Raw genomic sequence first — 26,382 nt, 5'->3', positions numbered from 1 at the left:
TTATGGATGGTTTAGCTCAAGCCGAGCACGTCCCGCATGGAATAAAGTCCGGGCTTTTTACCGCGCGCCCAGAGCGCGGCCTTGACCGCGCCGCGGGCAAAGATGGCGCGGTCCTCGGCATGGTGCGACAGCGTGATGCGCTCGCCGGTCCCGGCCAGGATGACGCTGTGGTCGCCGACCACCGAGCCACCGCGCAAGCTGGCAAAGCCGATCGTTCCTGGCTTGCGCACGCCGGTATGGCCGTCGCGTGACCGCACATCGTTGCCGGCAAGGGAAATGCCGCGTCCCGCCGCCGCCGCTTCGCCGAGCAGCAAGGCGGTGCCCGAGGGCGCGTCGACCTTGTGCTTGTGATGCATTTCGAGGATCTCGATGTCGAAATCCTCTGGACCGAGCGCGCGCGCGGCCTGCCCGACCAGCACCGCCAGAAGATTGACGCCGAGGCTCATATTGCCGGATTTGACGATCGTCGCGTGGCGCGCCGCGGCCTCGATCCTGGCGTCGTCTTCCGCCGAGCAGCCGGTGGTGCCGATGACATGGGCAATGCGTGCCTGCGCGGCATAGCCTGCGAATTCGACGGTGGCTGCCGGCATGGTGAAATCGAGCACGCCGTCGGCCTTGGCGAACACCGGCAGCGGATCGTCGCCGATCGTCACATTGATGATGCCGATGCCGGCAAGCTCGCCCGCATCCCTGCCGAGATAGGGCGATCCGGTTCGTTCGACCGCGCCGACGACGCGGGCGCCGGGGATCGAATGGATGGCGCGGATCAGCGTCTGGCCCATGCGGCCGGCCGCCCCCACCACCACCAGGCCCATTTCGCTGGATTCGCTCATGCTGTTCTCCCCACCGCCTTCTTGGCGCGGCTGCGCCGGACCGGAGTTTGGACGGGCTTCGAGTCGTCGACAAGCCCCAGTCCGTTCTTGCCTTGAATGCGGTGGAAGCGGGCGTAGACACTGTTTGGATCGGCCATCAGTGCGGCATGGGTGCCTTCCTCGACCAGGCGCCCCTCTTCAAGCACGATAATGTGGTCGGCGTTGACGACCGTCGACAGGCGATGCGCTATCACGATGGTGGTGCGCCCTTCCATCACGTGGGTCAGGGCCTCCTGGACGCGCGCCTCGGCCTCGTTGTCGAGCGCCGAGGTCGCTTCGTCGAGCAAAAGGATCGGCGCGTTGCGCACGATCGCCCGCGCAATCGAGACGCGCTGGCGCTGGCCGCCGGAAAGGGTCGAGCCGCCCTCGCCGACGGGCGTGTCGTAGCCCTGCGGCTGCTGACGGATGAACTCGTCGGCCGCCGCCAGCACCGCCGCCCGCTCGATCTCGGCGTCGGTCGCCGAAAGTCGGCCAAAACGGATGTTGTCGCGTATGCTGCCTTCGAACAGATAGGGCGCCTGCGAGACATAGGCGATCGAGCCGCGCAGCGAGTGCTTGGTGACTTTGGAAATGTCCTGGCCATCGATCTCGATCGAACCCTTGTCGACATCGTAGAAGCGCTGCAGCAGCGCCACGAGCGTCGTCTTGCCGGCACCCGAGGCCCCGACCACCGCCGTAACCTTGCCGGCCGCGGCGGTGAAACTCAGGTTCCTGATCACCGGCATGTCGGCGCTGTAGCCGAACGTCACATTGTCGAAGCGAACCTCGCCGGTGGTGATCCTGGCTTCGACCGCGTCGGGCGCATCGCCCTGTTTAGGCTCCAGGTCGAGCAGCTCGTAAATCATCCGGGCGTTGACCAGGGCACGTTCCATACCGACCTGCGTACGAGCCAGGCGCCGTGCCGGATCGTAGGCCATGATCAGCGCGGTGATGAAGGAAAACACAGCGCCTGGTGGTTGTCCGAGCACCAGCGCCCGGTAGCCGGAATAGGCAAGGACGGAGGTAATGGCGAGACCGCCCAAAATCTCGGAAATCGGCGACAGCCGCTCCGCGACCCGGGCGATCTTGTTGTTACGCTGCTCGGCCGTATCGGCCATGATGCCGATCCGGCGCGCCAGCTCGGCTTCCAGGGTGAAGGCCTTGACGATGGCGATGCCTTGCGTGGCCTCCTGTACGGACCCGTTCAGCCGCGAGTTGATCAGCACCGATTCCCGGTTGATGCGCCGCAATCGGCGGGTGATGTAGACGACGGCCCAGATCAGCGGCGGCCCGATCAGCAGCGAGCTGAGCGACAACACCGGATCCTGGTAGATCATGACGCCGACGAGGGCGATCAGCGAGACCGCGTCGCGGCTGATGGAGGTCAGCGTCAGCGACAGCAGATCGCGAACGCCGCCGACATTCTCGTTGACCTGTGCCGCCAGCCGACCGGAACGCGTATCGTTGAAGAAGTCGACGCCGAGCTTCATCAGGTGGTCGAAGCTGCGCTTCTGGTAGCGGGCGACCAGATTGTTGCCGATCTTGGCCAACGCGACCGCCTGGCCGTAACCGGCGAAGCCGCGCAGCACGGAGGCGGCCATGAACCCGGCGCAGATCCAGACGATCATGTCGCCGCGTCGTTCGTAGAAGATCTCGTTGATCATCGGGGCCATGATCCACGCCGTGAAGGCGGTGGTGGCGGAAACAATCAGCAGGCAGCCGACGGCAACGACATAGGTCCAGCGATATTCACTACCGTTTTCGGCCAGGATGCGGCGCAGCACCGCAGTGACCTCAGCTGGCTGGACTTTCAGTTTGAGTGGACTTTGAGCGGTCAAATCGCGGGCGCTTCGTGGTTTGCTAGAGCATGATGCCGAAAAGTGTGAAGCGGTTTTCGGACGACATCATGCTCTATCTCTTTGATTTAGAGCCGGATTCAGATTTCAGGTCGATTCGATCTGAAATCATCCGGCCCTAGGGATGCCAGGCTGGAATTCGGCCCCCTCTTAGCGCCCCGGCTACGGCTTGCCTATGGCGAAACTTCGTCGCGGCCCGAGGTTGGGGTCACGAAAGCGGCAGCCATTTCCAGGAAAATACCCGTTTTCGGGACGAAATGGATCATGCCCGCCAGCGCCGCCCCGCGGTCTGGACGCCGAACAGCGAAGGGTTGCGGGCATAGGCGGCAAGGCCCAGAAGTGCTGCCAGCGGGTGGGTGATGACATAGACCGGCATCGAGGCCATCAGCGCGCTGTGCGGCGCTTTGTCCTCGAAGGCGGCACGGAAATTGCCTTCCTTCAGTGCCGGAACGATCTTTTGCGCGATGCCGCCGGTCAAAAACACGCCGCCGCGGCTCATGAACACCAGCGCGAGGTCGCCGGCGGTGCGGCCGAGGCAGGTGACGAACAGCGCCAGCGCTTCCTCGGCAACCGGGTCGGTCTTGGCCAGCGCCGCCCCGGTGATTTCGGCCGGCGTGGTGAACGGCGCCGGCTTGCCGTCGGCCTTGGCGACCGCCCGGTAGACATTGACCAGACCGCGCCCGCACAGGATCTGCTCGCCCGAAATGCGGCCGTCCAGCTTTTCGATATGCGGGAACACCTCGAAATCGCGCGGCGTCCGCGGACCGATATCCATATGGCCGCCTTCGCCAGGCACCGGGATCCAGTGGTGGAGGGCATGAACCAACCCGGCGACGCCGAGGCCGGTGCCGGGGCCGAGCACGACACGCCCGGCATTCTCCTCCGGCGCGCCGCCGCCGATCTTTTCCATATGCTCTTCGCCGAGCGCCACGACGGCCAGCGCCTGCGCCTCGAAATCGTTGAGCACGACGATGTCGCCCAGGCCCAGATTGGCAAACATCTGCTTCGGCTTCACCACCCAGGGACAGTTGGTAAGCGGGATCTCGTCGCCATCGACTGGTCCGGCGATCGCCAGCACTGCCGAATTCGGCCGGATGGACGACCGGTCGAGCACCGCCGCCTGGATCGCCTCGTCTATGGTGGCGAAATTGGCGGTTTGCACGATATGCGGCTCACCGGCTTCCGAATTTGCGTCGAGCACGATCGAAAAGCGCGCATTGGTGCCGCCGATGTCGCCGATCAGCACTGGAAACCGCAACGCGGTGTCGTCGTCGCCTGACATGCTCTTGCTCGTCCCCTTTGCGGCGCCGTTGCGACCGTTTCAATCGCCCGGTTTTTCAATCGCCCGGTGTTCAATCGCCCGGTGTTCAATCGATTGACTAGCGCATGGCCCCGGAAAGGGAAAGCGTCAGTTCGCCATCACTGTCCGACGTTTGCCGGCGGCCGTCGCCTTGGCAGGGGAATGCCGATCTCCGGCGTGGCGGTGAATGCGTTGGCTGCGTTTGGCAACCCGCCCGCATTGCCCGCAATAGGCGGAGGCGCGTCGGGTTCCGGCGCCCTGGCGGCGATCGGCACGCCGCCGCCGCGATAGGTGACGGCTTCGGCCGAGTCGGCATCGGGCTGGTCGAGCACGAACTGGCATTGTTTCGGCAGGTTCGCCATCGTCATCAGGTCGCGCGCCTTGGGCGCGTCCGGGTTCTTGTTGGGCCGCCACGGCTCCTCGGTAAACCACCAGGCCAGCGGCTTGCCGCAGCCGTCATCGTCGGGCGTCGCTTCCTGTCCCTTGCAGTTGGGCGAACCCGGCTGGCAGCCGATGCGGATGTGGAAATGATAGTCATGGCCCCAGAACGGCCGGATTTTTCTCAGCCAGGTACGGTCGCCGGTGACGGTGTCGCACAGCTTCTTCTTGATGCCTGGATTGACCAGGATGCGCTCGACTTCCGGATAGCTCGCGGCGCGCTTCAACAGCTTGGTATGTATCGGCTTCCACAGCCTGTCCTTCACCAGATGCGTCTTGTCGTCGACCATCAGCGTGGCGCTGATGTTTTCGCGCTCCTGGGTCGTAAGCTTGCGGTCGGGCATCGGCGTCAGCCAGATGTCGGCGTCGAGGCCGATCTGGTGCGAGGCGTGCCCGGTCAGCATCGGGCCGCCGCGCGGCTGCGAAATGTCGCCGATCAGAAGCCCCGGCCAGCCGTCGGCGGCGGCATCGCGCGACAGTTTCTCGATCAGCGCGATCATCGTTGGATGACCCCAGCGCCGGTTGCGCGAGGGACGCATCACCTCCCAGTTCTGGCCGTCCATCGGAATGGCGACGCCGCCGGTGAAGCAGCCCTTTGAATAGAAGCCGAAGGATTGCGCCGCAGCCACCGCCGGCAGCTTCTTGGCGCCGAACAGGTCTTTTGCCCGTGGCTCGGCCGTGATTGCGCCCGCCACCAGCCCGGCCAGCGCCACGACCGCCAGCGCCGCCGTCAGGAACGGCCGTCTGCCGGTCAAGGATCGCATCGAAATCGTCATGAACCCCACTGCAAAAGTCCGCAACACAATCGAATCATATCACCCTCGGGCTCGCGTTTCGATTATCTACCTTCATCGGGCTGCGCGGCTCGCCGTCGCGCCAGCTGCCGTCGGCCCACATCCGATCGAACGCCTGGCGGTAGTCCGGATAGCGGAACCGGTAGCCCGCTGCCTTGATCGCGGCGTTGGCGACGCGCTTGTTCTCGCCATAGAAGGACCGCGCCATGGGCGAAAGTTGGGCGGTCTCGAAAGGAATCTCCGGCGGCGGCTCGACGCCCATCAGCGAAGCGGCATAGGTGACGACATCCTGCGGCGGCGCCGGCTCGTCATCGGTGATGTTGAAAATGCCGCCTCTATTGCCACCGATGAGGTGCCAGAGCGCGCCGGCGATGTCGTCGCAATGGATGCGGTTGAACACCTGGTCGGGCTTGACCAGCCGCCTGGCCGTGCCGTTTTCCAGATTGACCAGCGCGTTGCGACCCGGCCCGTAAATGCCGGAAAGCCGCAGGATGGCCACCGGCTTGCCGGTCTCGAGTCCAAGCTGCAGCCAGCCCCGCTCGGCCGCCACTCGCATCGACGAGCGTTTCGACACCGGCCGGCATTCGGCCGTTTCATCGACCCAGGCACCGTCATAATTGCCATAGACGCCGACGGTCGAGAGATAGCCGATCCAGCGAAGCGCCGGCATCGCCTCGATCGCCTTGCGCGCGGCGAGAAGCACAGGGTCGCCGGCCTCCTCCGGTGCCACCGAGACGACGAGATGGGTGGTCTTTTCCAGCGCATCGCCGATTTCAGGGGTCAGGGCGCCGTCGAACAGCAGCGGCGCGATGCCGACCTGCCGCAGCGCGTCGAATTTTTCCAATGAGCGCGTGGTGCCAAAAATGAGATTCTTGTGAACAGGGGCGCCCACACTACCCCTCCCCACAAGGGGGAGGGAACGTTGCCGCGCGCTCTTACCGATCCCAGTCGCTGGGTCTGCGAAGGTAGGCGCTTCCGCGAGTTCCCCTCCCCCTTGTGGGGAGGGGTTAGGGGTGGGGGTATTCGTAGTGCGCAAACCGTGCCAGCCCGCATTGGCCCGTGCAAAGGCTTTGCCCGAATAGCCGGCGCCAAAGATAAAAACCTGTTTTTCGCTCATGCGTGCGCCTCAATTGGCAATACGGACAGCCATTCGCCCCGCACTGTCTTGTCGGTTTCAGTGTTCGAGTAGATCGCCGCCTGCCTGTTGAATTCGGCGGCCGGCACCAGCCGCGCCAGCGCCCAGATCGCCGCGCCGCGCACCAGCGGCGAGGCGTCGCCAAGGAGGGCGCGCACCGGGCCGGCCAGCGAAACATCGCCGGAATTGCCGGCGGCGGTCAGCACGTTGCGGACAAAGCGGTCGCGGCCGATGCGTTTGATCGGCGAGCCCGAGAAGAAAGACCGGAACGCCGTGTCGTCCAGCTGCAACAGCTCGCCCAGCGGCGGCTCGCGCAGTTCGTCGCGGGCAGCAAGCTTGGCTTCCGAAGCGGCGCGGGCAAACTTGTTCCACGGGCAGGCGGCGAGACAATCGTCGCAGCCATAGATGCGGTTGCCGATCTTTTCGCGGAATTCTTGCGGGATCGGCCCCTTGTTCTCGATGGTCAGGTAGGAGATGCAGCGCCTGGCATCGAGCCGATAGGGCGCCGGAAAGGCATCGGTCGGGCAGGCGTCGAGACAGGCGCGGCAGGAACCGCAATGGTCTACCTCGGTCGCATCGGGCGTGAGCTCAGCCGTGGTGAAGATGGTGCCGAGAAACAGCCAGGAGCCGTGCTCGCGGCTGACCAGATTGGTATGCTTGCCTTGCCAGCCGAGCCCGGCGGCCTCAGCCAGCGGCTTTTCCATCACGGGCGCCGTATCGACGAAAACCTTCACGTCGCCGCCGGCCCGCGCGACGATCTTGCCGGCGATCTCCTTCAGCCGGCCCTTCATCACCTCGTGATAGTCGCGGTTTTGCGCATAGACCGAGATCGCGCCGCGATCGCGCCTTGCCTGCAGCGCACGCGGATCGTGGTCGGGGCCGTAATTCATTGCCAGCACGATGATCGAGCGCACCTCGGGCCACAGCGTCGAAGGCTCGCTACGGCGTTGAAGCGTCTCCGCAATCCACGCCATCGAACCGTGAAAACCATCGGCGACGAATTCGGCCAATCTGGCTGGCGCCAGCGGGATCGCATCGGGCGTGGTGACGGCAACCGCATCGAAGCCGGCGCGCCGCGCCTCGGCGTCGACTAGCGCGCGCAGGGTTTGGCTTCTAGAAGTCGAGGTCCGCATAATGCGACACCGGCGACAGGCCGCGCACCCGGTCGGAGAGCAGCGGCCGGAACGACGGCCGCGATTTCACCCGCGTGTACCATTCGCGCGCCGCGGCATGCTCGCGCCAATCGATCTCGCCGAGATAATCCAGCACCGACAGCGTCGCCGCTGCCGCCAGGTCGGCATAGGTGACCTTGCTGCCGGCCAGCCAATGACGGGTGCCGGCCAGCCAGTTGGTGTACTTCATGTGCTGGCGAATGTTGGCGCGCGCCGCGCGGATCGCCGCCGAATCGGGGGAACCGCCGCCCGCCGTTTCCGGCATCACCGGCTTCAGCACGCGCTCGCGCACCAGATGCCGGGTCACTTCGCTCTCGGCCTTGTTGAGATACCAGTCGGTCAGGCGGCGGATTTCGGCGCGCTGCATCGGGTCTTCGGCAAACAGGCGCTTGTCGCGCTTCAGGACACCACGTGTTTCGTCGAGATATTCAGCGATCACCATGGCGCCGACGATCGGCACGTCGCCTTCGGCCAGCAGGATAGGCAAGGTGCCGGCGGGGTTCAGCGCCAGAAACTCCTTGCGCCGCGTCCACGGTTTTTCCTCGATCAGCGCCAGCTCCTCGCCATATTCGCCGAAGGCGAGGCGCACGAAGCGGCAGGTGGCGAACATCGGGTGATGGAAAAGCGTCAGCATGATTCCGCGATATTAAGGCGCACTGGCGAATCGCCGTCCGCACCGGTAAGTCTTGGCGGCCCGTCATGCGGCCGTCACGGTGCTGCGACCTATAGGGGGACTTCCGCGCCGTGACAAGCAAGCCCTTTTGCCAGCCGTTTCCTTCCGTCCCTTGAATGCCGAGGTTGCCATATGGATAGCCATACCATTGTCGAAGCCCTGCTGCTCGGCCTGCTGGAGGGGCTGACCGAGTTCATCCCGGTCTCCTCGACCGGCCATATCCTGCTCGCCGGCCATTTCCTCGGCTTCCATTCCACCGGCAAGGCTTTTGAGATCCTGATTCAGCTCGGCGCCATCCTGGCGATCCTCAGCGTCTATTTCCGCCGTCTGTGGCAGATGCTGCTCGACCTGCCGCATGACTGGCTGACGCGGCATTTCGTCCTCGGCATCCTGATTGCCTTCCTGCCGGCCGCCATCATCGGCGCGCTGGCGCATGATTTCATCAAGACGGTGCTGTTCGAATCGCCAAGGCTGATCTGCATCATGCTGATCATCGGCGGCGTCGTGCTGCTGGTCATCGACCGCATGAAGCTGCAGCCGGTCTACCGCGACGTCGAGCGCTTCCCGACAAGGCTTTATTTGCAAATCGGCCTGTTCCAGTGCCTGTCGCTGATCCCCGGGACGTCGCGCTCCGGTTCGACCATCGTCGGCGCGCTGCTGCTGGGCGTCGACAAGCGCGCGGCGGCGGAATTCTCCTTCTTCCTCGCCATCCCGACCATGGTCGGCGCCTTCGCCTTCGATCTGTTCAAGAACCGCAACGTGCTGAGCAGCGCCGACCTGCCGATCATCGCTATCGGCTTCATCGCCGCCTTCCTTACCGCGCTGATCGTCGTCCGCTTCCTGCTCGATTACGTCTCGCGCAACGGCTATTCGCTGTTCGGCTGGTGGCGCCTGGTGGTGGGAGCGGTTGGGTTGGTGGCGCTTTTCATTTGGGGGTGAGCTTTACCCTCCCCCTTGTGGGGGTCCGAAGGACGGGCGAGACAGGCGGCTCGCCCCGGTCAGTCGATCTGCAAAGCGGATCGGGGTGGGGGCGCCACGCCCCCGCCCCGTTTCGCCAACGACGCTTCGGGTCGCTTGCTCACCGACCCTCCCCACAAGGGGGAGGGTAAAGGCCGCTAACTCCTCCCATAAAACGCGTTCTCGACATGCACCGGCCAGCGCCAGGGCAGCACCGCGATCATGTCGAAGCGCATTGACAATCTGCCGTAGTCCGGCTGCCGCGACAGCCAGATGTCGGCGGCGCCTTCGATGCGGCGCTCCGATTGGTGGCCGATCGCCTCCATCGCTTCCATCAGCGTGCGCCGCGCCTTGACTTCGACGAACAGCACCAGGTCGCCGCGCCTGGCGATCAGGTCGATCTCGCCGAAGCGGGTGCGATGCCGGCGGGCGAGGATGCGATAACCTTTCAGCATCAGCGCCGCTGCCGCCAGCCACTCGCCGCGATGGCCGCGCCGATAGGCTTTTTGGCGGCTGGCGGCCGGGCGCTCAGCCACCTTCGCCTTCTCCAACCGCATCCCTGAGTTCCAGCAGCCGCCGGTAAAGCGCCTGCTTCTGCCCGCCAGTCATCTTCGCCGCCTCCGCCGCCGCCTTGGACGCCGGCATTTCGGCGGCCAGCGACAGCAGCAGCCTGTCGATGTCGGCGGGTTGGTCGGGCTTGATCTCGGCGGGCCCGACGCAGATGACGATCTCGCCCTTCGGCGTGTCAGCCGCCGCATAGTGGTCGGCCAGCGCCTGCAGCGTTCCCGTCCGCATCTCTTCAAAAGTCTTGGTCAGCTCGCGGCCGATGGCGGCCTTGCGCGCGCCGCCCAACGCCTCGACCATGGCGACCAGCGTTTCGGCCAGCCGACGCGGCGACTCGAAGAAGATCAGCGTTGCCGGCACCGCCCTGAACGTTTCGAGCTTTGTCAGCCGCTGCCCAGATTTCACCGGCAGAAACCCGGCAAACAGGAAGGCGTCGGACGGCAGGCCCGACGCCGTCAGCGCCGCCAGCGGCGCCGATGGGCCGGGGATCGGCACCACGCGCAGGCCGCGCTCCAGCGCTTCGCCGACCAGCCGGTAGCCTGGGTCGGAGATCAGCGGCGTGCCGGCATCCGAAATCAGCGCCACGCTCTGCCCGGCCTCGAGTGCCGCGATCAGCTTCGGTCCGGCCTCGCCGGCATTGTGTTCATGATAGGCCGTGGTGCGGCGGCGGATGCCGTAGCGGTCGAGCAGCACGCGCGAGACGCGGGTGTCCTCGCAGGCGACGACGTCGGCGGCCGCCAGCGTTTCCAGCGCGCGCAGCGTGATGTCGGAGAGATTGCCGATCGGCGTCGCCACCAGATACAGCGCCGGCGCCAGCGGCCGGACTGCGATCTCGGTCTGCCCGATCACATAGCTGCGTTTCTCGCCGGTCACCGGGTCTCTCCATTTCGCCCTGTTTGGCATGGCGCGCGCCGGGTTGCAAAACTCCCGAACGTCGGGCCAAACCTGACGCCGATGTAACCCGGCGGCCATGTCTTTGCCACAGTGGGGAACGAAAGCGTGGCTGGCGGATTGAATACCTGAGTCTCTTGAGGAGGAGGACAGGATGGACAGCCTGGAATTGCAGGACGTTTTCGAGCCCTATTATGCCGAGCGCAAGCGCTTCACTGCGCGAAAGGGCAAGCGTGCGCTCGCCGAAAGCGACACCGGCCTGGCCAGTCGGACGGCCACCGCCTTGCCGACGAATGTCAGGCTTTCGGACAACAAACCGGACAGCACGACGGAGCACTGACCGTACGATGCCCAATCGTTTCGATATCTTCATCACCCGTCTTGAAACGAAGAGCGCCCGCGAAGGCGCGCCGCCGCATCCGATGAACGACCAGAACAGCGTCCGCCGGGACAAGAGCGACGCCAAGCCGGCCCGGACCGGAGAGGCGCATGCCGAGAAACACCGCGGCAAGCGCCGCTTCAAGCACGACGCTTGACCTTCGCGATTGGCGAGGACCACCCTCACTTCGTCATCACGGGCGAGCAAGGAGCGAAGCGACGCGGCGCAGACTCGAGGATGACGAACGCGTGGTTGCGAAGCCCCCATAGTTCAATCGAGATATCGCGAAGCCCGTGCCTTCAGAAGGTCGATCAACTCCGGATCCATGGATCCGTAGTCATCCGGGATGTCGAGGCAGATGACGCGGGCCTTCTTCAGGCTCTCCTTGAATTCTTCTGCAGCTTGGTGCGGTGCGCTTTTTCCATCACGAAGACGATGTCGGCCCAGGCGACCAGTTCATGCGTCAGCGGCGTGTCTGCATCGTGATTGGTGCCGGCCGACTCGACCTCGATATCCCTACGTTTGGAGAACACCTGCTCGGCGGTCGGGCTGCGCAAGCGGTTCTGGCTGCAGACGAACAGGACGTTCTTCACCGACTACTCATCCCAGATCTTACGCAGATTTTTGCTGAGAGGGATGTACTGATCAAATGTGAGTCCATTCAGATCAAACTCGAGCAACTCATCCTTGGCGATTCCGCGAAGCTTATTTCCAATATATGTTATGAAACTGAGGACAACGCTGAATTCGCTCAAGTGGGTCAATTTTAGTTTCGATGTGACCGTTGCGTTCCTGATGAAAATCGCCTGAGCCTCAAAGAGGTCGTCTTGCTCTGGAGATCTCAAGATTTCGGTCAATCCAAACTCGAACACATCATCCGTGTTCAATGTCATCAAGGTCTCGTGGATCAGGAACGTCATCGCAGGAGTCACCTCGGATGCGGCGCTGGCACGCCAGCGGTTCAACAAGTCGACTTTCTAACATCCTTGCTCAAGCCGATAAATCGTCCAACAGCCCGGCCATTTGCCCTGTGGGCTCACCGCGCCAAATCCGCCACCACGGCATCGAGCACGATCATGCCGGCTGGCGTGGCGCGTAGCCTGGCATTGCCGATCGGCGCCACCAGCCCCTCATCCTGCAGCACGGTCAGCCGGGCGCTCGACAGGCCGCGCCCGGAAAACGCCTCGTAGCGGGAAAGGTCGATGCCTTCGGCCAACCTCAGCCCCATCAGCAGGAACTCGTCGGCCTCTTCGGAGCGCGTCAGGATCTCGCCGCCGGTGACGCCATGGCCCCTGGCCTCCACCAGATTGGCCCAGGTCTCCGGCATCCGCTCGGCGATCGTCACGGTGCGGTGGCCGTTCTCGATAAAGCGGCCATGCGCGCCCGGTCCGACGCCGACATATTCGCCATAGCGCCAATAGGTCAGATTGTGCCGGCTCTCGGCGCCCGGCCTGGCGTGGTTGGAAATCTCATAGGCCGGCAGGCCATGCGCTGCGGTGATCTCCTGCGTCAGCGCATAGAGATCGGCGGCCCGGTCATTATCGGGGATGATGAATTTGTTCGCCGCATGAAGGGCATGGAACGGCGTGCCTTCTTCGATGGTCAGCTGGTAGAGCGACAGATGGTCGGCGGCATGGCCGATCGCCTGTTCGAGCTCCGCCTGCCAGTCATCCAGCGTCTGGCCGGGGCGGGCGTAGATCAGGTCGAAGGAAAGTCTTGGGAATATGTCCCGTGCCAGGCCAATTGCATGCAGCGCCTCGTCGACATTGTGCAGCCGGCCGAGGAAGCGCAGATCCTTGTCGTTCAGCGCCTGCACGCCGAGCGACACACGGTTGACGCCGGCGGCGCGGTAGCCGCGAAATCGCTCGGCCTCGACCGAGGACGGATTGGCTTCCAGCGTCACCTCGATGCCGTCGGGCACCGTCCAGTTCTTCGCCACGGCGTCCAGCACCGCCGCCACCGTCTGCGGCTGCATCAGCGACGGTGTGCCGCCGCCGAGAAAGATACTGGTCACTTCGCGCGGCCCGGTCCGCTCGCTCATGGTCTTCAGCTCGTTCTCGAAGGCGCGGGCAAAGCGCTCCTGGTCGACCGGCTGGTGACGGACATGGCTGTTGAAGTCGCAATACGGGCATTTGGCCGCGCAGAACGGCCAATGGATGTAGACCCCGAAGCCCGGGCTGCGGTCCAGCGACATTAAGCTGAGCCTAACCTGGCGCGGGCGAATTTCTGGAAGGCGCGGGCGCGGTGCGACAGCGCCGTCGGCTGACCGGGCTTCCAGCCGTGTTTTTCCTCAGCGCTCATCTCGCCGAACGTCTTGTCGAAACCGTCGGGCAAAAACACCGGGTCGTAGCCGAAGCCCAGTTCGCCGCGCGGCGGCCACACCAGCGTTCCCTCAGCTTCGCCGCGATAATATTCAGCCTCGCCATTGGGGAAGGCCAGGCAGATGACGGCGACGAACCGCCCCTTGCGCTGCGCTGGCTTGGCGGCGCCGACCTCCTGCAAGGCCACTTCGGTGCGCTGCATGGCCATCCCGAAGTCGCGGCTGCCATCGGGAGCTTCGGCCCAATTGGCGGTGTAGACGCCGGGGGCGCCGTCGAGCGCGTCGACGCACAGGCCCGAATCGTCCGACAGCGCCGGCAGGCCGGTCGCCTTAGCCGCGGCGAAGGCCTTGATGTAGGCGTTTTCCTCGAAGGTGGTGCCGGTCTCCTCCGGTTCCGGCAGGCCGTAGTCCTTGGCCGACTTCGCCTCGAAGCCGAACGGACCCATCAAATCGGCGAATTCGCGCAGCTTGCCTTCATTGTGGCTGGCAACGACGATCTTCTTTCCATCGAGAGAATGCATCAAAGGCCCCAGATCCTTGGCTCGGCGAATTCGATCGAATTGCCCGAGGGGTCGCGTATGTAGATCGAGCGCCCGCCCTGCGGCCATTCGAATTCGCTTTCGATGGCGATGTTTTTCGCCTCAAGTTGCGCCTTCCACTGTGCGAGTTCATCCTCACTTGCGGCAAAGCAGAGATGGCCCTCGCCGACCGTGCCATGCGGCGGCACTTTCAGCCGCGCATCGGGCGCCGGCGGGATTTTGGTGGCTTCGGCGTTGAAGATGAGCAGCACGCCCGGGCCGCAGCGGAAGAAGAGATGGCGGCCGTCGACCTTGCCGAGGAGAGGGAGGCCGAGGACATCGGAGTAGAAGGTCTCGGCAGCGGCGAGATCCGTGACGTAAAGCGCTGACTCAAGAATAGCGGAGGGGTGCATCAGGCACCCCCCTCTGCCCTGCCGGGCATCCCCCCCGCAAGGGGGGAGATTGGCAGTTCCGCTGGCGGCGTCTCAACGTTGATGGTTGGCGAAAACGGTAGCGACCTCTGATCTCCCCCCTTGCGGGGGAGATGGCCGGCAGGCCAGAGGGGGGTGTGAAGGATCGCCGACGTCATCACGTTAAATTCAATCAAGCCACAGCCATCTGCTGCAAGCTCACCAGCCGCTGAATGCCCTTCTTTGCCAGGCCCATCAGCTCCGCGAACTGCCCTTCCGAGAACGGCTCGCCCTCGGCGGTGCCCTGGATCTCGACGATGCCGCCCTTGCCGGTCATGACGAAATTGGCGTCGGTGCCGGCAGACGAATCCTCGATATAGTCGAGGTCGATGACCGGCTGGCCGTCATGGATGCCGCAGGAAATTGCCGCGACATGATCTTTCAGCACCTTGGCAACCCTGGCCATCTGCCGCGCTTCCATCCAGCGCAGGCAATCGTAAAGCGCCACCCAGCCGCCGGTGATCGACGCCGTGCGGGTGCCGCCATCGGCCTGGATGACGTCGCAGTCGACGGTGATCTGCTGTTCGCCCAGCGCCTGCAGGTCGACAACGGCGCGCAAGGAGCGGCCGATCAGCCGCTGGATTTCCAGCGTGCGGCCGCCTTGCTTGCCGGCCGAAGCTTCACGGCGCATGCGCTCGCCGGTCGAACGCGGCAGCATGCCGTATTCCGCCGTCACCCAGCCCTTGCCGGAATTGCGCATCCAGCCCGGCACCTTTTCCTCCAGGCTCGCCGTGCACAACACATGCGTGTCGCCGAATTTCACCAGGCACGAGCCTTCGGCGTGTTTGGAGACGCCGCGCTCGAAGGAGATGGCGCGCATTTCGTCGGCTTGGCGTTTAGAAGGGCGCATCGAGGCCTCTTTCTGTTCTTTTACGGTTGCGTCGGCGGCTTGTAGACGCATGCAGCCCATGGCGCAAAGGAAAAGGCCGGGCGATCTGGCACAGACGCCGGGTTGCGCGGGGGCGATGGAAGTCTATATCCTTGAGCCGGAGGTTTTTGGCTCGAATGACCAAGGCAGTCACCGAACCCAGTCTGCTGGCGCCCGCGCTGCAATCGCTCGACATGCGTTCGCGCGACATTTTCCGGCGCATCGTCGAATCCTATCTGAAGGACGGTGAGCCTGTGGGATCGCGCAGCCTGTCGCGCATCCTGCCGTCGTCGCTGTCGCCGGCGACCATCCGCAACGTGATGAGCGACCTCGAGCATCTCGGCCTGATCTATGCCCCGCACATCTCGGCCGGGCGCCTGCCGACCCAGACCGGCCTGCGCTTCTTCGTCGATGCCTTCATGGAGCTTGGCGATCTCTCCGACGAGGAACGCCGGGTCATCGAGGCGCAGGTGCGCGCCTCCGGCTCGGGCGCGACGCTGGAACACATGCTGACCGAGGCCAGCCAGATGCTGTCGGGCATGTCGCGCGGCGCCGGCCTGGTGCTCGCCACCAAGAACGAGGTGGCGCTGAAGCACATCGAGTTCATCCAGCTCGAGCCGACCAAGGCGCTGGCGGTGATGGTGTCGCAGAATGGCGATGTCGAGAACCGCGTCGTCGACCTGCCGGCCGGCATCACCGTCTCGCAGCTGCACGAGGCCTCCAACTTCCTCAACGCCCATATCAGGGGCCGCACGCTCGCCGAGGCGCGCATCGAGATCGCCCGCATCAAGGACGAGACCAGGGCAGCGCTGGACACGCTGTCGCAGGATCTGGTCGAGAAAGGCCTGGCGGTGTGGGCCGGCGCCGATAGCGGCCTGCCGGCGCGCCTTATCGTGCGAGGCCGCGCCAATTTGCTCGAAAACGTCACCGCCCAGGCCGATATCGAATTGCTGCGCCACCTGTTCGAGGATCTGGAGACGCAGGACGGGCTGATCCAGCTGCTCGACCTCGCCGAGGACGGCCCCGGCGTGCGGATCTTCATCGGCTCGGAAAACAAGCTGTTCTCGCTCTCCGGCTCGTCGCTGGTCGTGGCGCCTTACCGCGACAAGGACGCCCGCGTCGTCGGCGCGCTCGGCGTCATCGGCCCGACCAGGCTGAATTATGCCCGCATCGTGCCTATGGTCGACTACACTGCGCAATTGATTACCCGGATGTTAAGATAATTCGAAAGCCGGGATCACCGTAAAGGAGGGCGCAGAATGGCGCTTGAATCGTTCAAGGCCCAGATCAGCATGCTGCTCGAAGAAATGGTCAACCAGCCGGAGGACGAGCACGAAATCCAGGAGCAGCTGCGCGAAAAACTGCGCGAAATGCGCGCCATGGGCTTGCCGCTGCCGGAAGATCTCGTCGCATTGGAAAAGCGTCTCGACGACGATCTCGACGTCGAAGAGGAAAGTTGAGCGGTTCTCTCGTCGAATCTGCGCGCGCGCACGCTTCTCTTTTGCGGCGGCCGCACAATATCTCCCTTGTCGTGACGCGCCGACGGCGCGAGTTCGAGGAGAACAGCATGATCCGGATTGCCGGCTTCGCAGGCCTTGCCCTGCTTCTGGCCACCAGCGCCTTCGCCCAGCAGGCCGATCAACCGCTGCTGACCGGCAAGGACGCTTTCGGCGACTGGAAGGCCGACAAGCCAGGTGTGCGCCGGCTGATCAAGCCGGATGATCTGAAAAGACCCAACATCACCGGATCCGCCTCCAACAGCGCCGGCCTCGGCGATCGGCCCGAGGGCGCGAAGCCCGTCCTGCCGCCTGGGTTTTCGGCCGAACTGGTTGCTTCCGGCATTTCCAATCCGCGGGTCGTGCGCGTGGCGCCGAACGGCGACCTGTTCGTCGCCGACAGTGACGCCAACCAGATCCGCGTCTATCGGCTGGCCAAGGGTAGCGCGAAGCCGGCCGAAGAGGGCATTTTTGCCGACAATCTCAACCAGCCCTATGGCATCGCCTTCTACCCGCCTGGCGACAAGCCGCAATGGGTCTACGTCGCCAACAACGACAGCGTGGTCCGCTACGCCTACCGCGACGGCGACCTTAAAGCCTCCGGCGAACCGGAGACGATTGTCTCCGACATCCCTACCGGCGGCCACTGGACCCGCGATATCGCCTTCTCGCCGGACGGGAAGACGCTGTATCTCTCGGTCGGCTCCGGATCGAACGTCGCGGAGGGCATGCAGAAGGCACCGAAGGGCGGCCTTGACGCCTGGGCAAAATCACAGCCACTCGGCGCCACCTGGGGTTCCGAGGATGGCCGTGCCGACGTGCTGGCCTTCGGCCCCGACGGCAAGAATGGCCGCATCCTCGCTACCGGCCTGCGCAATTGCTCGGGCATGACCGTGCAGCCGGCCACCGGCGCGCTGTGGTGTGTCGTCAACGAGCGCGACGGTCTCGGCGACGATGTGCCGTTCGAATATGCCACCTCAGTCAAGGACGGCGCCTTCTATGGCTGGCCCTGGTATTATATCGGCGCCAACGAGGACCCGCGTCACGAGGGCGCGCGCCCAGACCTCGCCGGCTCGGTCACCGTGCCCGACGTGCTGATGCAGGCGCATTCGGCGCCGCTCAACATCGCCTTCTATGACGGCGGCAATTTCCCGGCAGAGTACAAGGGTGACGCCTTCGTCGCCCTGCACGGCTCCTGGAACCGTGGTATGAGGACCGGCTACAAGGTGGTGCGGCTGAGATTCAGCGACGGCAAGCCGACCGGCGAGTACCAGGATTTCATCACCGGCTTCGTCCTCTCCGACGACGCCGTCTGGGGCCGGCCGGTCGGCGTCGCGGTGGCCAAGGACGGCGCGCTTATCGTCACCGAGGATGGCAACGGCACCATCTGGCGCATCACCCATGTCGATGGCCCATCCTGAGCCGGCGAACAGCGCAATCCGGCCCTAATGCACGTCCCGATGGATCACCTTGGGATAGGTATGGATCACCTCGGCCGATGAGACGCGGTCATCAAAACCGGTATCCCTGAGATTGAAGAGCCCGACCGAGCCGAAGGACTTCTTCGCCCCTTGCGCGAAGCGGCTGTCGCTGAAATCGTGCTCGTAAAGGCTCACCGTGACGTGGCCGGCATTGAGCTTCGGCACGTAAACACTGCTGATGGTGTCGTTGGCGACGCCCAGTTGGTTGATGTGGAAGCGATAGAGGTCCTGCACCATGCGCCGAGCCGCATTGCAATTGATCATCCAGTATTCGCGGCGCGATGCGCGGTTCGGGTCGATGAGTTTGAGCGGCGCCTTGCGGCCAAGCCCGAGCCAGTGCTCGAACACCATCACATTGGCGCCCCAGGGATAGGGATAATTGGACTTGTCGATGATGCGTGGCGGGCCATCCTCGGCAATCTCGGCGGTATCGACATAATCCAGCCATTGCAGCTGGAACGACGCTTCCACGTTGAGGTCGGTGTTGCGCGGATCGGCAGCGATGATGCGCCAGTCGGAGACCGGCGGATATTTGATGTCGAGGTCGATGTAGAATTCGCCTTTGGCGGTGTCGTCGGGGTCTATCTTTTGCGGTCCGTCACGCTCGATCGCCACCAGCCGCACCTTGAACCGGTTGTTGACGACCAGCGGATAGATCATCGGACGAATGGGGTGAGCGCCAGGGTCCCGGCTGTCGGTAAAATATCCAGTCTGCGGAACGACATCGCTATCGCCCTTGTCGAACAGGCTGAAAGCCTGACGCCCCTCGAACCACAGATACCATTCCAGCTCGTGGACGTGACCGCGTGCTTCGGAATAGTTGTTGGGCATCCACTTCATGAGCTGGATGTGAAGTCTTTTGGCTAACATGGGTGCTCCTGCCGTTCGGAGCCATGCGAGATAGCCGACCGCCTTCGGGGCGTAAGTGAACCATCTCTCGCTTTCAGGTGATGACGACCGGCTTTCATGTCCTGCTTGGCGCAATCGAATCCTTTTTGCCGTTGCAGGCTTTCATGGCATCAGAGTCGTTTCACGAGGTGCGACCGTCATGACCCTCACCGGCTTCCTTGCCTACAGTGCTGCGCTGGGCATCGCCGCCGCCATTCCCGGTCCCGGCGTCACCGCGCTTGTGGCGCGGGCGCTCGGATCCGGCTTCCGCTCGTCGCTGGCGATGTCGTTCGGCCTGATGCTCGGCGACCTTATTTATCTCACCGCGGTGGTGCTCGGCCTTGCCTTTGTCGCGCAAAGCCTCGGCATGGTGTTTCTCGCCATCAAATGGTTGGGCGTCGCCTATCTCGCCTTCCTCGGCTGGCGTTTCTGGACGGCCGGGATCACGCCAGAGACTGTCGAGGCCAGGAAAGGCAAGGGCGGCCTGGTATCGAGCTTCCTTGCCGGCCTCACCGTCACGCTGGGCAACCCGAAGACGATGATCTTCTACCTCGCCATCACGCCGACCATCGTCGACCTGAAGACCATCACGCTCGCCGACTACGGCATCCTGGTCGCGCTCACCGTTATCGTGCTCTTTGTGGTGCTGGTGCCCTATCTTGCGCTGGCCGCCAAGGCGCGCTGGTTCCTGAAATCGCCACGCGCGCTGAAGGCGCTGAACCGCACCGCCGCCGGCTTCATGGTGGGCGCGGCCGCTGCCATTGCCGCACGTCAGTAGATCGGTTCAGGCCCATCCATTCCGCCGATCGGTCCATCCGGAAAATGCGGCTTGAGGAGACAAGCGTTTTCAGCAAGCGGCCCACTCGATATTTTCGGCCGGCAGCCTATCTTGCGCGAGCGAAAGCCCTATTCTGTCCGCCGACGCCAATTGCCTGATCTGATTTGGGAGCGAAACCAATGAACAAGCCTTCCGCGCGCGTGCCCGGCCGCGGCCGTGTCTACAACTCGATCACCGAGACGATCGGCGACACGCCGCTGGTGCGGCTCGACAAGTTCGCCAAGGAGAAGGGCGTCGTTGCCAACCTTCTTGCCAAGCTCGAATTCTTCAATCCGATCGCCTCGGTCAAGGACCGCATCGGCGTTTCCATGATCGAGGCGCTGGAAGTGTCGGGCCGGATCAAACCCGGCAAGACGACGCTGATCGAGCCGACCTCGGGGAATACCGGCATCGCGCTCGCCTTCGCCGCCGCCGCCAAGGGCTACAAGCTGATCCTGACCATGCCCGAAACCATGTCGGTGGAGCGCCGCAAGATGCTGGCGCTGCTCGGCGCCGAACTGGTGCTGACGGAAGGGCCGAAAGGCATGAAGGGCGCCATCGCCAAGGCCGACGAATTGGCCGCCACCCTGCCTGACGCCGTCATCCCGCAGCAGTTCGAAAACCCGGCCAACCCGGAGATCCACCGCCGCACCACCGCCGAGGAGATCTGGAACGACACCGATGGCGGGGTCGACATCTTCGTCGCCGGCATTGGTACCGGCGGCACGATCACCGGCGTCGGCCAGGTGCTGAAGCAACGCAAGCCCTCGGTGCATGTCGTCGCCGTCGAGCCGGAGGCCTCGCCGGTGCTGTCGGGCGGCCAGCCCGGCCCGCACAAGATCCAGGGCATCGGCGCCGGCTTTGCGCCCAAGATCCTCGACACCTCGATCTATGACGAGATCGTCAAGGTCTCCAACGAGGATTCGGTCGCCAACGCCCGCCTCGTCGCCCGCCTTGAAGGCGTGCCGGTCGGCATCTCGTCGGGCGCTGCCCTGCAGGCCGCCATCGCCGTCGGGTCGCGGCCGGAGAACAAGGGCAAGAACCTGGTGGTGATCATCCCGTCCTTCGCCGAGCGCTATCTGTCGACGATCCTGTTCGACGGGCTGGGGGCTTAACGTCTTAACTGGATAGGCGGCGATCCTTCGCACCCCCCTCTGCCCTGCCGGGCATCGGGGGTGCTGTCCCTCCGACATCGGAAGTCTCATGGCTGGACCGCAGAAAACCCGGCCGTGGCGTCCGCCACCGGCTTGAGCGGGAGGCGGCTTCAGGGTCAAATCGCCCCGGCCTGCTTCGCGCGGGCAGGGGGAGAATCACATGTACAAGCTTTACACGCGCCCAGGCAGCGGCGGTTTTGTCGTCGAGGCCGCATTGGCGCTGGCAAACGCGCAATTCGACCAGATCGATGTGCCCAAGAAGGATCCGCCGGACCCGGCTTTCCTCGACATCAGCCCGTTGAACCAGGTTCCGGTGCTGACCTTGCCCAACGGTCAATCGATAACCGAATCGGCGGCGATCTGCATCCTGCTTGCCGAGCGCCATCCGGAGGCGGGTCTGGCGCCGGCCGCCGGATCGCCGGATCGCGCCGGTTTCCTGCGCTGGATGGCGTTCATGTCATCGGTGCTCTACCCCGCCATCCTGCGCCTCTACTATGCCCATCGCTACACCGCCGATGCCGACGGCAAGAAAGCCGTCAAGCAGGCAGCCATTGCCGAGATGGACCGCGGCTTCGCCATTGTCGATGCAGCCCTCGAGGGGCGCGGCTGGCTGGTCGGCGACGCGATGTCGCTGGCCGACATCTACCTCGTCATGCTGGTGGCCTGGCACCCCGATATGGACAAGGCGCGAGCCGACTGGCCGAACATCGAACGCTTATGGTCGGCGCTGCGCGCGCATCCGCTGATGAAACGGCTCAACACCACACATGAAATGTGGCCGGCCTGAACGAACGCTTCAATTTCGCAGGATCGCCCGTTTCGCCTGCAGGAAGCGGCGCACGGCCGGGTCGCGTTCAAGGCCGATCGCCCGGTCATAGGCCACGACCGCTTGCGCCGCATTGCCGAGCCTGGCCAGCAGGCCGGCGCGGGCGGCCCAGTAGGGCTGGTAGTCGTTGAGCCGCTTGTCGTCGCCCAGCACGTAGAGCGCCGCCAGTCCTGCCGCCGCCCCTTCGCCCTCGGCAATCGCCACGGCGCGGTTGATCGAAATCACCGGCGAACCTGATATCGCCGACAGCGCATCGTAGAAGTTACGGATCGCCGCCCAATCGGTTTGGCCGGTCCGTCGCCGCGTCGCATGCACCGATTGTACCGCCGCTTCGAGCTGGTAGCGGCCGATGACGCCCATGGTGGCGGCGTGGCCCAGCAGCGCCTCGGCTTCGTCGATCAGCGCGTGATCCCAAAGACGGCAATCCTGTTCGGCGAGCGGCACATAATCTCCAGCCGCATCGCGCCGCGCCGGGCGGCGCGCCTCGGCAAACAGCATCAGCGCCAGCAGGCCGAGCGCTTCCGGTTCGTCCGGCATCAGCGATGCCACCAGCCGCCCGAGCCAGATGCCTTCGGTCGCCAGATTGCGCGCTCTCGTCTCGGTCCCTGCCGGGTCGGTCCAGCCTTCGGCGAAAGCCGCGTAGATCGCTTCCAGCACCGTTCCCAGCCGCTCGCCGAGTTCGGCGCGATCCGGCACGCGGAACGGAATGCCGATCTCGCGGATGCGGCTCTTGGCGCGCACCAGACGCTGGCCCATCGTCGCCGGCGAAACCAGGAAGGCCGAGGCGATCGTCGCCGCGTCGAAACCCAGAACCGTCTGCAGGATCAGCGGCGCCCGCACGCTGGCTTCGATCGCCGGATGCGCACAGGCAAACATCAGCCTGAGACGTTCGTCGGGAAGGTCTTCGTCTTCCATGCTCGCCTCCATCTCCTCGGCCATCAGCTTGAGATGGTCGCGGCTCGCCTCGCTGGTCAGCCGACGGCGCACCGCGTCGACGCGCCGCCGGCGCGCCACGGCCAGCAGCCATGCTTCCGGCTTCTCGGGCACGCCGGTCTGTGGCCAGCGCTCAAGGGCCGCGGCAAAGGCCTCGGCCAGCGCGTCCTCGGTGCCGGCTACGTCGCGGGTGCGCGCAGCAAGGTAGGCGACCAGCTTGCCGTAACTCTGCCGGGCGGCCGCTTCGGCCGCCGCCCGCGCGATCTCCGGGCGATTGTCCATCACGGTTTCATTTCTTGGGCATGTAGTCGGCCATTTCCCAGATCGGCCGCAACTCGACCGTGCCGGCGCTCGCCGCCGGACAGCGCGCCGCCCAGTCGATGGCGGTATCGATATCGGCCGCCTCGATCATGTAGAAGCCGGCAAGCTGCTCCTTGGTGTCGGCATAGGGGCCGTCGATCACGTTGGTCTTGCCGTCTGTGATCCGCACCGAGGTGGTCGCCTGGGTCGGGCGCAACCGTTCGCCGGCGAGCCATGCGCCGGATTTCTTCAACGCTTCGGTATAGGCGGCATATGCTGCGCTCATCTGCTGAGCCTTCTCGATTGGCGTGTTCGCCTGCGCGGCTTCGTCGCTGTTGATCAAAAGCATGTATCGCATGGGTCTTCTCCCGTGGTTTCGAAGGCCGCGTCCTAGCGGGGCCAGACGTATGTCGCGCGGCGGCGGCCGATTTCGACAGGCTTCAGAAAAAACTTTCGCCTCCGCCAGGAGATTTCGCAAGGACCAGATGTTCCTTCGTCTGCTGGCGGATGACCGGCAGCGGACTGGCCGTGGCTCCGCACAGCACTATCCTCTGTCGTTGGCGGGCACGTCACACGAGGCGTGGGAGAAGAGAATGGAACTCGTGACCCACAAGAAATTCAAGAACGGCCGGTTGATGCCATGGGGCAAAGGCACGGTCGTCAGCGGTGCGAAAGGCACCGTCTATCTCTGCGGCAACACCGCGACATCGGCTGACTACGATCCGGCCGGCAAGAAGGGTGGCGGCTTCGCCGGCGATGCCGCGGCGCAGTGGCGGGAAGTTCTCGGCAACATCAAATCGGATCTGGAAGAACTTGGCAGCGGGCTCGACCATCTCATCAGGCTGACCTTTTTCGTCAAAGGGCCATTTCCCGACGGCGGCGTCCTCAGCTCGCCTAATTTTCGTCTCGACGTGCTGGACGCGTTTTTCGCCGAGCATTGTCCGAAGCATTGCAGCGACAACAATCCGCCGCCTTCGGAGGTAATCGGCGTCGCAGCGCTTGCCCAGGCAGACATCGTCATCGAGATCGTCGCCGTCGCGGCGCTGCCGGACTGAGGCGCGAACGAACAGGCCGGCCTTGCGCGAGGTCGCCGTTGCGATCGAAGCGCGCCGGCACGAGCTGCGCCGCCGCGCCGGTGCCGGCGTTGCACAAGGCCTCGGCTTTGGCCAGTGAGCGCCCGGCGACGAGCAGGATCAGGCGTGGCTCGCTCTCCAGCAATTGCACGATGCGGCCGCCGAAAATGCCATAGCCGCCAACGACCAGAAGCCTTATCGCGCCGCTCTTTTTGCGTATGTCGTTTTCCCAGAACGGAGGTCATTTTTGGGTGACATGCGATTAGCCGATCACGCGCGCACGTATCGCGGCGGACAGGATCTCGCAACTATCCTTGCGGCCGAACATGGCGTAGCGGTTTTTGGCGATGCGTTCGTAGAGCCAGTCACGCAAGGGGCGCGGGATGAGCAGCAGGGCCTTCGCCACCCGCCACGGCCAGCCGAGTTCGGCCATCACCGCGATGAAACTGTCCAGCCGGATGAAGGGAGCGCCGCCGACAAGGACCAGATTGGTCTCGTAGCTGTCGGTGCGCAGCCCGTATCTCTGGAACAGCGCCTCGCCGAAGGGCGACTGCGCCGTGGCGAAGCGGAAGCGGTTTTTGCGGTCGAGCCTGACCACCGTGCGCACGAAGCCCGAGCACAGCACGCAGACGCCGTCGAAAACGATCAATGGCTGGCTGGCATCGAAGGGTTCAGGAGAAGAAGTCACGGGAGTCCGGCAGCTTGTGCCTTCAGACACTAAGCCCGCCGGCAGCGGGATCAAAGTCGCGGCGTTGTCGCACGGCTTCTCGCGGCCAGCGCGGGGCGCTCGGCGCGATAGGTGGTTGCGCGGGGATCGGCCTCCGGTCTGCAGATCCGGCTGTCGTGACGCGTTTCGAATGTCATGATCAATGCGCGCCGAGCGAGCTGCCGCGACGGGCGCAGGCCGGACCCGGGCCGCGCATGTAGTAGCGCTCCGGCCGATAGGTCGGCGCGATGAACTCACGGATGGCGGCGGCATAGCCGGCGATGTGGCCCCAGAATTTCATTTTACTCAAGTCCCTGTCCCGATTTTCGGATGTCCCGTCCGATTGCGGGGATCATAGCGTCGAGGCGTGAATAGTCGGTGAACACGATGTTAATCTTTGGTCGAAAACCCCATGCTTCGTGGCCGGAATGCGGCTGTTTGGGGGTCTTTCGGTGTGGTTCGTCGCCATTTCCGGCATTGTGACTTTTGCATCACATATGTTTCGTCTGGATGTCGCTTGAGCGCGGTTCTGTTTCAGATTTGGCGAGCCTCTCGAAATTTCCATGCTCGCTGCCGAAATGCCCCTGGTTGCGCGCCCGGAACCGGAACGGGCCTTGCCCGTTCTCGCTTTAACCGCATCGCGCAGGAGTTCGCCATGGCACCTCGCCCCGCCTGGAAGGGCTATCTGAAACTGTCGCTGGTCACCTGCGCTGTCGAACTGACAAACGTCGTCACCCACGCCGAAAAAGTTTCGTTCCGGGTGCTCAACCGCAAGACCGGCAACACGGTCAAGCGCATCTATGTCGATTCTGAAACCGGCAAGCCGCTGGGCGATGGTGACGAGATCAGGGGCTATGAGGTGAGCCCCGGTGAGTTCGTCCATATCGAGGACGAAGAGATCGAAGCGGTGCAGATCGAGTCCTCGCACACGATGGCGCTGGACGGCTTCGTCGACAAAGCCTCGATAGAGCAGATCTATCTCGACACGCCCTATTATGTCACGCCCGCCGACAAGGTGTCGGAGGAGGCCTTTGCCGTCATTCGCGATGCCATGGCGGACAAGAAGATGGCCGGGCTGGCGCGCGTCGTGCTCTATAGCCGCGAGCGGCCCGTGGTCATCGAGCCGCGCGGCAAAGGCATGGTGCTGACCACCTTGCGCTACGGCAACACGGTGCGGGAGCCGGAGAGCATCTTCGGCGACATCAAGGCGGTGAAGACCGACCAGGAGATGACCGATATGGCCGAACGCATCATCGACAAGAAGAAGGGGAAGTTCGATCCGTCGACATTCGAGGACAAGTTTGAGGACGCGCTGCTCGAACTGATCCGCGCCAAGAAGGCCGGAAAGAAGACTCCGAAAGCGCAGGCCGCGCCCAAGCCGTCCAATGTCGTCAATCTGTTCGACGCGCTGAAGAAGAGCCTGTCCGATGGCGGCCAGGCGGAAGGCCCGGCGAAGAAGGCCAAGCCGGCGGCAAAAAGCGGCAAGGCGAAAGCTTCTGCGCCCAAGCGCAAGTCGGCTTGA

General features: G+C 64.3%; 30 protein-coding genes and 1 pseudogene. 11 read left to right on the top strand and 20 right to left on the bottom strand.

The window, feature by feature from the left end:
- Window positions 1-11 precede the first annotated feature (11 nt).
- From dapB to NKJ75_RS21675, 7 genes are all read right to left on the bottom strand, one after another.
- A complete protein-coding gene (gene dapB / locus NKJ75_RS21705; RefSeq protein ID WP_023747442.1) occupies window positions 12-833 on the bottom strand; it encodes a 4-hydroxy-tetrahydrodipicolinate reductase in 822 nt (273 codons plus the stop codon).
- Window positions 830-2,689, bottom strand: coding sequence for an ABC transporter ATP-binding protein (locus NKJ75_RS21700; protein WP_023681221.1), 1,860 nt, complete (start codon window positions 2,687-2,689; stop codon window positions 830-832). The genes dapB and NKJ75_RS21700 overlap by 4 nt, the downstream gene beginning before the upstream one ends.
- 280 nt (window positions 2,690-2,969) lie before the next feature.
- The gene (locus NKJ75_RS21695; RefSeq protein WP_023672067.1) at window positions 2,970-3,989 is read right to left on the bottom strand and encodes a glucokinase; all 1,020 of its coding nucleotides are present in this window, start codon (window positions 3,987-3,989) and stop codon (window positions 2,970-2,972) included.
- Between the two features lie 137 nt (window positions 3,990-4,126).
- Window positions 4,127-5,209: a penicillin-insensitive murein endopeptidase gene (gene mepA, locus NKJ75_RS21690; RefSeq protein ID WP_488473627.1), complete on the bottom strand. Its 1,083-nt coding sequence runs from the start codon at window positions 5,207-5,209 to the stop codon at window positions 4,127-4,129.
- 46 nt (window positions 5,210-5,255) lie between these two features.
- Window positions 5,256-6,356 carry an SDR family oxidoreductase gene (locus tag NKJ75_RS21685; RefSeq protein ID WP_023745887.1) on the bottom strand — a complete coding sequence of 367 codons (1,101 nt, stop codon included), beginning with the start codon at window positions 6,354-6,356 and terminating at the stop codon, window positions 5,256-5,258.
- Window positions 6,353-7,507 (bottom strand): tRNA epoxyqueuosine(34) reductase QueG, encoded by a 1,155-nt coding sequence (gene queG, locus NKJ75_RS21680; protein ID WP_023745886.1) that lies wholly within the window; start codon window positions 7,505-7,507, stop codon window positions 6,353-6,355. Before queG ends, NKJ75_RS21685 begins: the two co-directional genes overlap by 4 nt.
- Complete coding sequence (locus NKJ75_RS21675) at window positions 7,488-8,180, bottom strand: glutathione S-transferase family protein (protein WP_023672063.1); 693 nt, start codon at window positions 8,178-8,180, stop codon at window positions 7,488-7,490. Before NKJ75_RS21675 ends, queG begins: the two co-directional genes overlap by 20 nt.
- Before the next feature lie 171 nt (window positions 8,181-8,351).
- Between NKJ75_RS21675 and NKJ75_RS21670 the strand changes: the two genes are divergently transcribed.
- Window positions 8,352-9,158, top strand: coding sequence for an undecaprenyl-diphosphate phosphatase (locus NKJ75_RS21670; RefSeq protein WP_352500171.1), 807 nt, complete (start codon window positions 8,352-8,354; stop codon window positions 9,156-9,158).
- 176 nt (window positions 9,159-9,334) lie between these two features.
- Here NKJ75_RS21670 and NKJ75_RS21665 read toward each other — a convergent pair whose 3' ends face one another.
- Together NKJ75_RS21665 and rsmI are read right to left on the bottom strand one after the other, a co-directional pair.
- Window positions 9,335-9,712 carry a YraN family protein gene (locus NKJ75_RS21665; RefSeq protein WP_023692944.1) on the bottom strand — a complete coding sequence of 126 codons (378 nt, stop codon included), beginning with the start codon at window positions 9,710-9,712 and terminating at the stop codon, window positions 9,335-9,337.
- Window positions 9,705-10,613, bottom strand: a complete 909-nt coding sequence (gene rsmI, locus NKJ75_RS21660) for a 16S rRNA (cytidine(1402)-2'-O)-methyltransferase (RefSeq protein WP_023672060.1) — start codon at window positions 10,611-10,613, stop codon at window positions 9,705-9,707. Before rsmI ends, NKJ75_RS21665 begins: the two co-directional genes overlap by 8 nt.
- Before the next feature lie 172 nt (window positions 10,614-10,785).
- Between rsmI and NKJ75_RS21655 the strand changes: the two genes are divergently transcribed.
- Together NKJ75_RS21655 and NKJ75_RS21650 are read left to right on the top strand one after the other, a co-directional pair.
- The gene (locus NKJ75_RS21655) at window positions 10,786-10,971 is read left to right on the top strand and encodes a hypothetical protein (protein ID WP_023672059.1); all 186 of its coding nucleotides are present in this window, start codon (window positions 10,786-10,788) and stop codon (window positions 10,969-10,971) included.
- A 7-nt stretch (window positions 10,972-10,978) separates the two neighbouring features.
- Window positions 10,979-11,167 (top strand): hypothetical protein, encoded by a 189-nt coding sequence (locus tag NKJ75_RS21650; protein ID WP_023672058.1) that lies wholly within the window; start codon window positions 10,979-10,981, stop codon window positions 11,165-11,167.
- 113 nt (window positions 11,168-11,280) lie between these two features.
- Here NKJ75_RS21650 and NKJ75_RS21645 read toward each other — a convergent pair.
- The 6 genes and pseudogenes from NKJ75_RS21645 to rph all read right to left on the bottom strand — a co-directional run bounded on the left by NKJ75_RS21645 (window position 11,281) and on the right by rph (window position 15,168).
- Window positions 11,281-11,603, bottom strand: a pseudogene (locus tag NKJ75_RS21645) (low molecular weight protein tyrosine phosphatase family protein).
- 3 nt (window positions 11,604-11,606) lie between these two features.
- On the bottom strand, window positions 11,607-11,975 hold the full coding sequence (locus tag NKJ75_RS21640) for a hypothetical protein (RefSeq protein WP_155923877.1): 369 nt from the start codon (window positions 11,973-11,975) through the stop codon (window positions 11,607-11,609).
- Window positions 11,976-12,046: 71 nt separating this feature from the next.
- Window positions 12,047-13,204: a radical SAM family heme chaperone HemW gene (gene hemW, locus NKJ75_RS21635; protein ID WP_023681230.1), complete on the bottom strand. Its 1,158-nt coding sequence runs from the start codon at window positions 13,202-13,204 to the stop codon at window positions 12,047-12,049.
- A complete protein-coding gene (gene rdgB, locus NKJ75_RS21630) occupies window positions 13,204-13,851 on the bottom strand; it encodes an RdgB/HAM1 family non-canonical purine NTP pyrophosphatase (RefSeq protein WP_023692946.1) in 648 nt (215 codons plus the stop codon). Before rdgB ends, hemW begins: the two co-directional genes overlap by 1 nt.
- Window positions 13,851-14,261, bottom strand: coding sequence for a VOC family protein (locus NKJ75_RS21625; RefSeq protein WP_023819300.1), 411 nt, complete (start codon window positions 14,259-14,261; stop codon window positions 13,851-13,853). Before NKJ75_RS21625 ends, rdgB begins: the two co-directional genes overlap by 1 nt.
- A gap of 190 nt (window positions 14,262-14,451) precedes the next feature.
- The gene (gene rph / locus NKJ75_RS21620; protein WP_023819299.1) at window positions 14,452-15,168 is read right to left on the bottom strand and encodes a ribonuclease PH; all 717 of its coding nucleotides are present in this window, start codon (window positions 15,166-15,168) and stop codon (window positions 14,452-14,454) included.
- Between the two features lie 155 nt (window positions 15,169-15,323).
- On the opposite strand from rph, the gene hrcA reads away from it, so the two are divergent.
- From hrcA to NKJ75_RS21605, 3 genes are all read left to right on the top strand, one after another.
- On the top strand, window positions 15,324-16,409 hold the full coding sequence (gene hrcA / locus NKJ75_RS21615; protein ID WP_023681233.1) for a heat-inducible transcriptional repressor HrcA: 1,086 nt from the start codon (window positions 15,324-15,326) through the stop codon (window positions 16,407-16,409).
- 36 nt (window positions 16,410-16,445) lie between these two features.
- Window positions 16,446-16,646 carry a hypothetical protein gene (locus NKJ75_RS21610; protein ID WP_023672050.1) on the top strand — a complete coding sequence of 67 codons (201 nt, stop codon included), beginning with the start codon at window positions 16,446-16,448 and terminating at the stop codon, window positions 16,644-16,646.
- 107 nt (window positions 16,647-16,753) lie between these two features.
- On the top strand, window positions 16,754-18,103 hold the full coding sequence (locus NKJ75_RS21605; protein WP_352500170.1) for a PQQ-dependent sugar dehydrogenase: 1,350 nt from the start codon (window positions 16,754-16,756) through the stop codon (window positions 18,101-18,103).
- A 24-nt stretch (window positions 18,104-18,127) separates the two neighbouring features.
- Here NKJ75_RS21605 and NKJ75_RS21600 read toward each other — a convergent pair whose 3' ends face one another.
- On the bottom strand, window positions 18,128-19,033 hold the full coding sequence (locus NKJ75_RS21600; RefSeq protein WP_352500169.1) for a hypothetical protein: 906 nt from the start codon (window positions 19,031-19,033) through the stop codon (window positions 18,128-18,130).
- A gap of 178 nt (window positions 19,034-19,211) precedes the next feature.
- On the opposite strand from NKJ75_RS21600, the gene NKJ75_RS21595 reads away from it, so the two are divergent.
- From NKJ75_RS21595 to NKJ75_RS21585, 3 genes are all read left to right on the top strand, one after another.
- Window positions 19,212-19,829, top strand: a complete 618-nt coding sequence (locus tag NKJ75_RS21595; protein ID WP_352500168.1) for a LysE family translocator — start codon at window positions 19,212-19,214, stop codon at window positions 19,827-19,829.
- Between the two features lie 179 nt (window positions 19,830-20,008).
- Entirely contained in the window at window positions 20,009-20,983 is a 975-nt protein-coding gene (cysK, locus tag NKJ75_RS21590; protein WP_352500167.1) for a cysteine synthase A, read from the top strand.
- A 199-nt stretch (window positions 20,984-21,182) separates the two neighbouring features.
- Window positions 21,183-21,809 carry a glutathione S-transferase family protein gene (locus NKJ75_RS21585; protein WP_023681237.1) on the top strand — a complete coding sequence of 209 codons (627 nt, stop codon included), beginning with the start codon at window positions 21,183-21,185 and terminating at the stop codon, window positions 21,807-21,809.
- Window positions 21,810-21,818: 9 nt separating this feature from the next.
- Here the strand turns inward: NKJ75_RS21585 and NKJ75_RS21580 are convergent, their stop codons facing one another.
- Both NKJ75_RS21580 and NKJ75_RS21575 read right to left on the bottom strand, forming a co-directional pair.
- On the bottom strand, window positions 21,819-23,063 hold the full coding sequence (locus NKJ75_RS21580) for an RNA polymerase sigma factor (protein ID WP_352500166.1): 1,245 nt from the start codon (window positions 23,061-23,063) through the stop codon (window positions 21,819-21,821).
- A 7-nt stretch (window positions 23,064-23,070) separates the two neighbouring features.
- Entirely contained in the window at window positions 23,071-23,439 is a 369-nt protein-coding gene (locus NKJ75_RS21575) for a YciI family protein (RefSeq protein WP_023681239.1), read from the bottom strand.
- A 235-nt stretch (window positions 23,440-23,674) separates the two neighbouring features.
- Between NKJ75_RS21575 and NKJ75_RS21570 the strand changes: the two genes are divergently transcribed.
- Complete coding sequence (locus tag NKJ75_RS21570) at window positions 23,675-24,136, top strand: RidA family protein (protein ID WP_023687546.1); 462 nt, start codon at window positions 23,675-23,677, stop codon at window positions 24,134-24,136.
- A gap of 280 nt (window positions 24,137-24,416) precedes the next feature.
- On the opposite strand, the gene NKJ75_RS21565 is transcribed toward NKJ75_RS21570, so the two are convergent.
- Together NKJ75_RS21565 and NKJ75_RS21560 are read right to left on the bottom strand one after the other, a co-directional pair.
- On the bottom strand, window positions 24,417-24,842 hold the full coding sequence (locus NKJ75_RS21565; protein WP_031204399.1) for a thiol-disulfide oxidoreductase DCC family protein: 426 nt from the start codon (window positions 24,840-24,842) through the stop codon (window positions 24,417-24,419).
- A gap of 178 nt (window positions 24,843-25,020) precedes the next feature.
- On the bottom strand, window positions 25,021-25,170 hold the full coding sequence (locus NKJ75_RS21560; RefSeq protein WP_196813601.1) for a hypothetical protein: 150 nt from the start codon (window positions 25,168-25,170) through the stop codon (window positions 25,021-25,023).
- 345 nt (window positions 25,171-25,515) lie between these two features.
- Here NKJ75_RS21560 and ku point away from each other — a divergent pair, with 345 nt between their 5' ends.
- Entirely contained in the window at window positions 25,516-26,382 is an 867-nt protein-coding gene (gene ku, locus NKJ75_RS21555) for a non-homologous end joining protein Ku (protein ID WP_352500165.1), read from the top strand.

The organism is Mesorhizobium sp. M0058, from assembly GCF_040323095.1.
GTDB lineage: Bacteria > Pseudomonadota > Alphaproteobacteria > Rhizobiales > Rhizobiaceae > Mesorhizobium.
This window is presented reverse-complemented; position numbering and strand designations above follow the sequence as displayed.

Excerpts from the sequence above, each read along its gene's own strand:
- dapB (WP_023747442.1), bottom strand. The coding sequence starts at position 833 with ATGAGCGAATCCAGCGAAATGGGCCTGGTGGTGGTGGGGGCGGCCGGC.
- NKJ75_RS21695 (WP_023672067.1), bottom strand. The coding sequence starts at position 3,989 with ATGTCAGGCGACGACGACACCGCGTTGCGGTTTCCAGTGCTGATCGGC.
- mepA (WP_488473627.1), bottom strand. The coding sequence starts at position 5,209 with ATGCGATCCTTGACCGGCAGACGGCCGTTCCTGACGGCGGCGCTGGCG.
- NKJ75_RS21685 (WP_023745887.1), bottom strand. The coding sequence starts at position 6,356 with ATGAGCGAAAAACAGGTTTTTATCTTTGGCGCCGGCTATTCGGGCAAA.
- queG (WP_023745886.1), bottom strand. The coding sequence starts at position 7,507 with ATGCGGACCTCGACTTCTAGAAGCCAAACCCTGCGCGCGCTAGTCGAC.
- NKJ75_RS21675 (WP_023672063.1), bottom strand. The coding sequence starts at position 8,180 with ATGCTGACGCTTTTCCATCACCCGATGTTCGCCACCTGCCGCTTCGTG.
- NKJ75_RS21670 (WP_352500171.1), top strand. The coding sequence starts at position 8,352 with ATGGATAGCCATACCATTGTCGAAGCCCTGCTGCTCGGCCTGCTGGAG.
- NKJ75_RS21655 (WP_023672059.1), top strand. The coding sequence starts at position 10,786 with ATGGACAGCCTGGAATTGCAGGACGTTTTCGAGCCCTATTATGCCGAG.
- NKJ75_RS21650 (WP_023672058.1), top strand. The coding sequence starts at position 10,979 with ATGCCCAATCGTTTCGATATCTTCATCACCCGTCTTGAAACGAAGAGC.
- hemW (WP_023681230.1), bottom strand. The coding sequence starts at position 13,204 with ATGTCGCTGGACCGCAGCCCGGGCTTCGGGGTCTACATCCATTGGCCG.
- rdgB (WP_023692946.1), bottom strand. The coding sequence starts at position 13,851 with ATGCATTCTCTCGATGGAAAGAAGATCGTCGTTGCCAGCCACAATGAA.
- NKJ75_RS21625 (WP_023819300.1), bottom strand. The coding sequence starts at position 14,261 with ATGCACCCCTCCGCTATTCTTGAGTCAGCGCTTTACGTCACGGATCTC.
- rph (WP_023819299.1), bottom strand. The coding sequence starts at position 15,168 with ATGCGCCCTTCTAAACGCCAAGCCGACGAAATGCGCGCCATCTCCTTC.
- hrcA (WP_023681233.1), top strand. The coding sequence starts at position 15,324 with ATGACCAAGGCAGTCACCGAACCCAGTCTGCTGGCGCCCGCGCTGCAA.
- NKJ75_RS21610 (WP_023672050.1), top strand. The coding sequence starts at position 16,446 with ATGGCGCTTGAATCGTTCAAGGCCCAGATCAGCATGCTGCTCGAAGAA.
- NKJ75_RS21605 (WP_352500170.1), top strand. The coding sequence starts at position 16,754 with ATGATCCGGATTGCCGGCTTCGCAGGCCTTGCCCTGCTTCTGGCCACC.
- NKJ75_RS21600 (WP_352500169.1), bottom strand. The coding sequence starts at position 19,033 with ATGTTAGCCAAAAGACTTCACATCCAGCTCATGAAGTGGATGCCCAAC.
- NKJ75_RS21595 (WP_352500168.1), top strand. The coding sequence starts at position 19,212 with ATGACCCTCACCGGCTTCCTTGCCTACAGTGCTGCGCTGGGCATCGCC.
- cysK (WP_352500167.1), top strand. The coding sequence starts at position 20,009 with ATGAACAAGCCTTCCGCGCGCGTGCCCGGCCGCGGCCGTGTCTACAAC.
- NKJ75_RS21585 (WP_023681237.1), top strand. The coding sequence starts at position 21,183 with ATGTACAAGCTTTACACGCGCCCAGGCAGCGGCGGTTTTGTCGTCGAG.
- NKJ75_RS21580 (WP_352500166.1), bottom strand. The coding sequence starts at position 23,063 with ATGGACAATCGCCCGGAGATCGCGCGGGCGGCGGCCGAAGCGGCCGCC.
- NKJ75_RS21575 (WP_023681239.1), bottom strand. The coding sequence starts at position 23,439 with ATGCGATACATGCTTTTGATCAACAGCGACGAAGCCGCGCAGGCGAAC.
- NKJ75_RS21570 (WP_023687546.1), top strand. The coding sequence starts at position 23,675 with ATGGAACTCGTGACCCACAAGAAATTCAAGAACGGCCGGTTGATGCCA.
- ku (WP_352500165.1), top strand. The coding sequence starts at position 25,516 with ATGGCACCTCGCCCCGCCTGGAAGGGCTATCTGAAACTGTCGCTGGTC.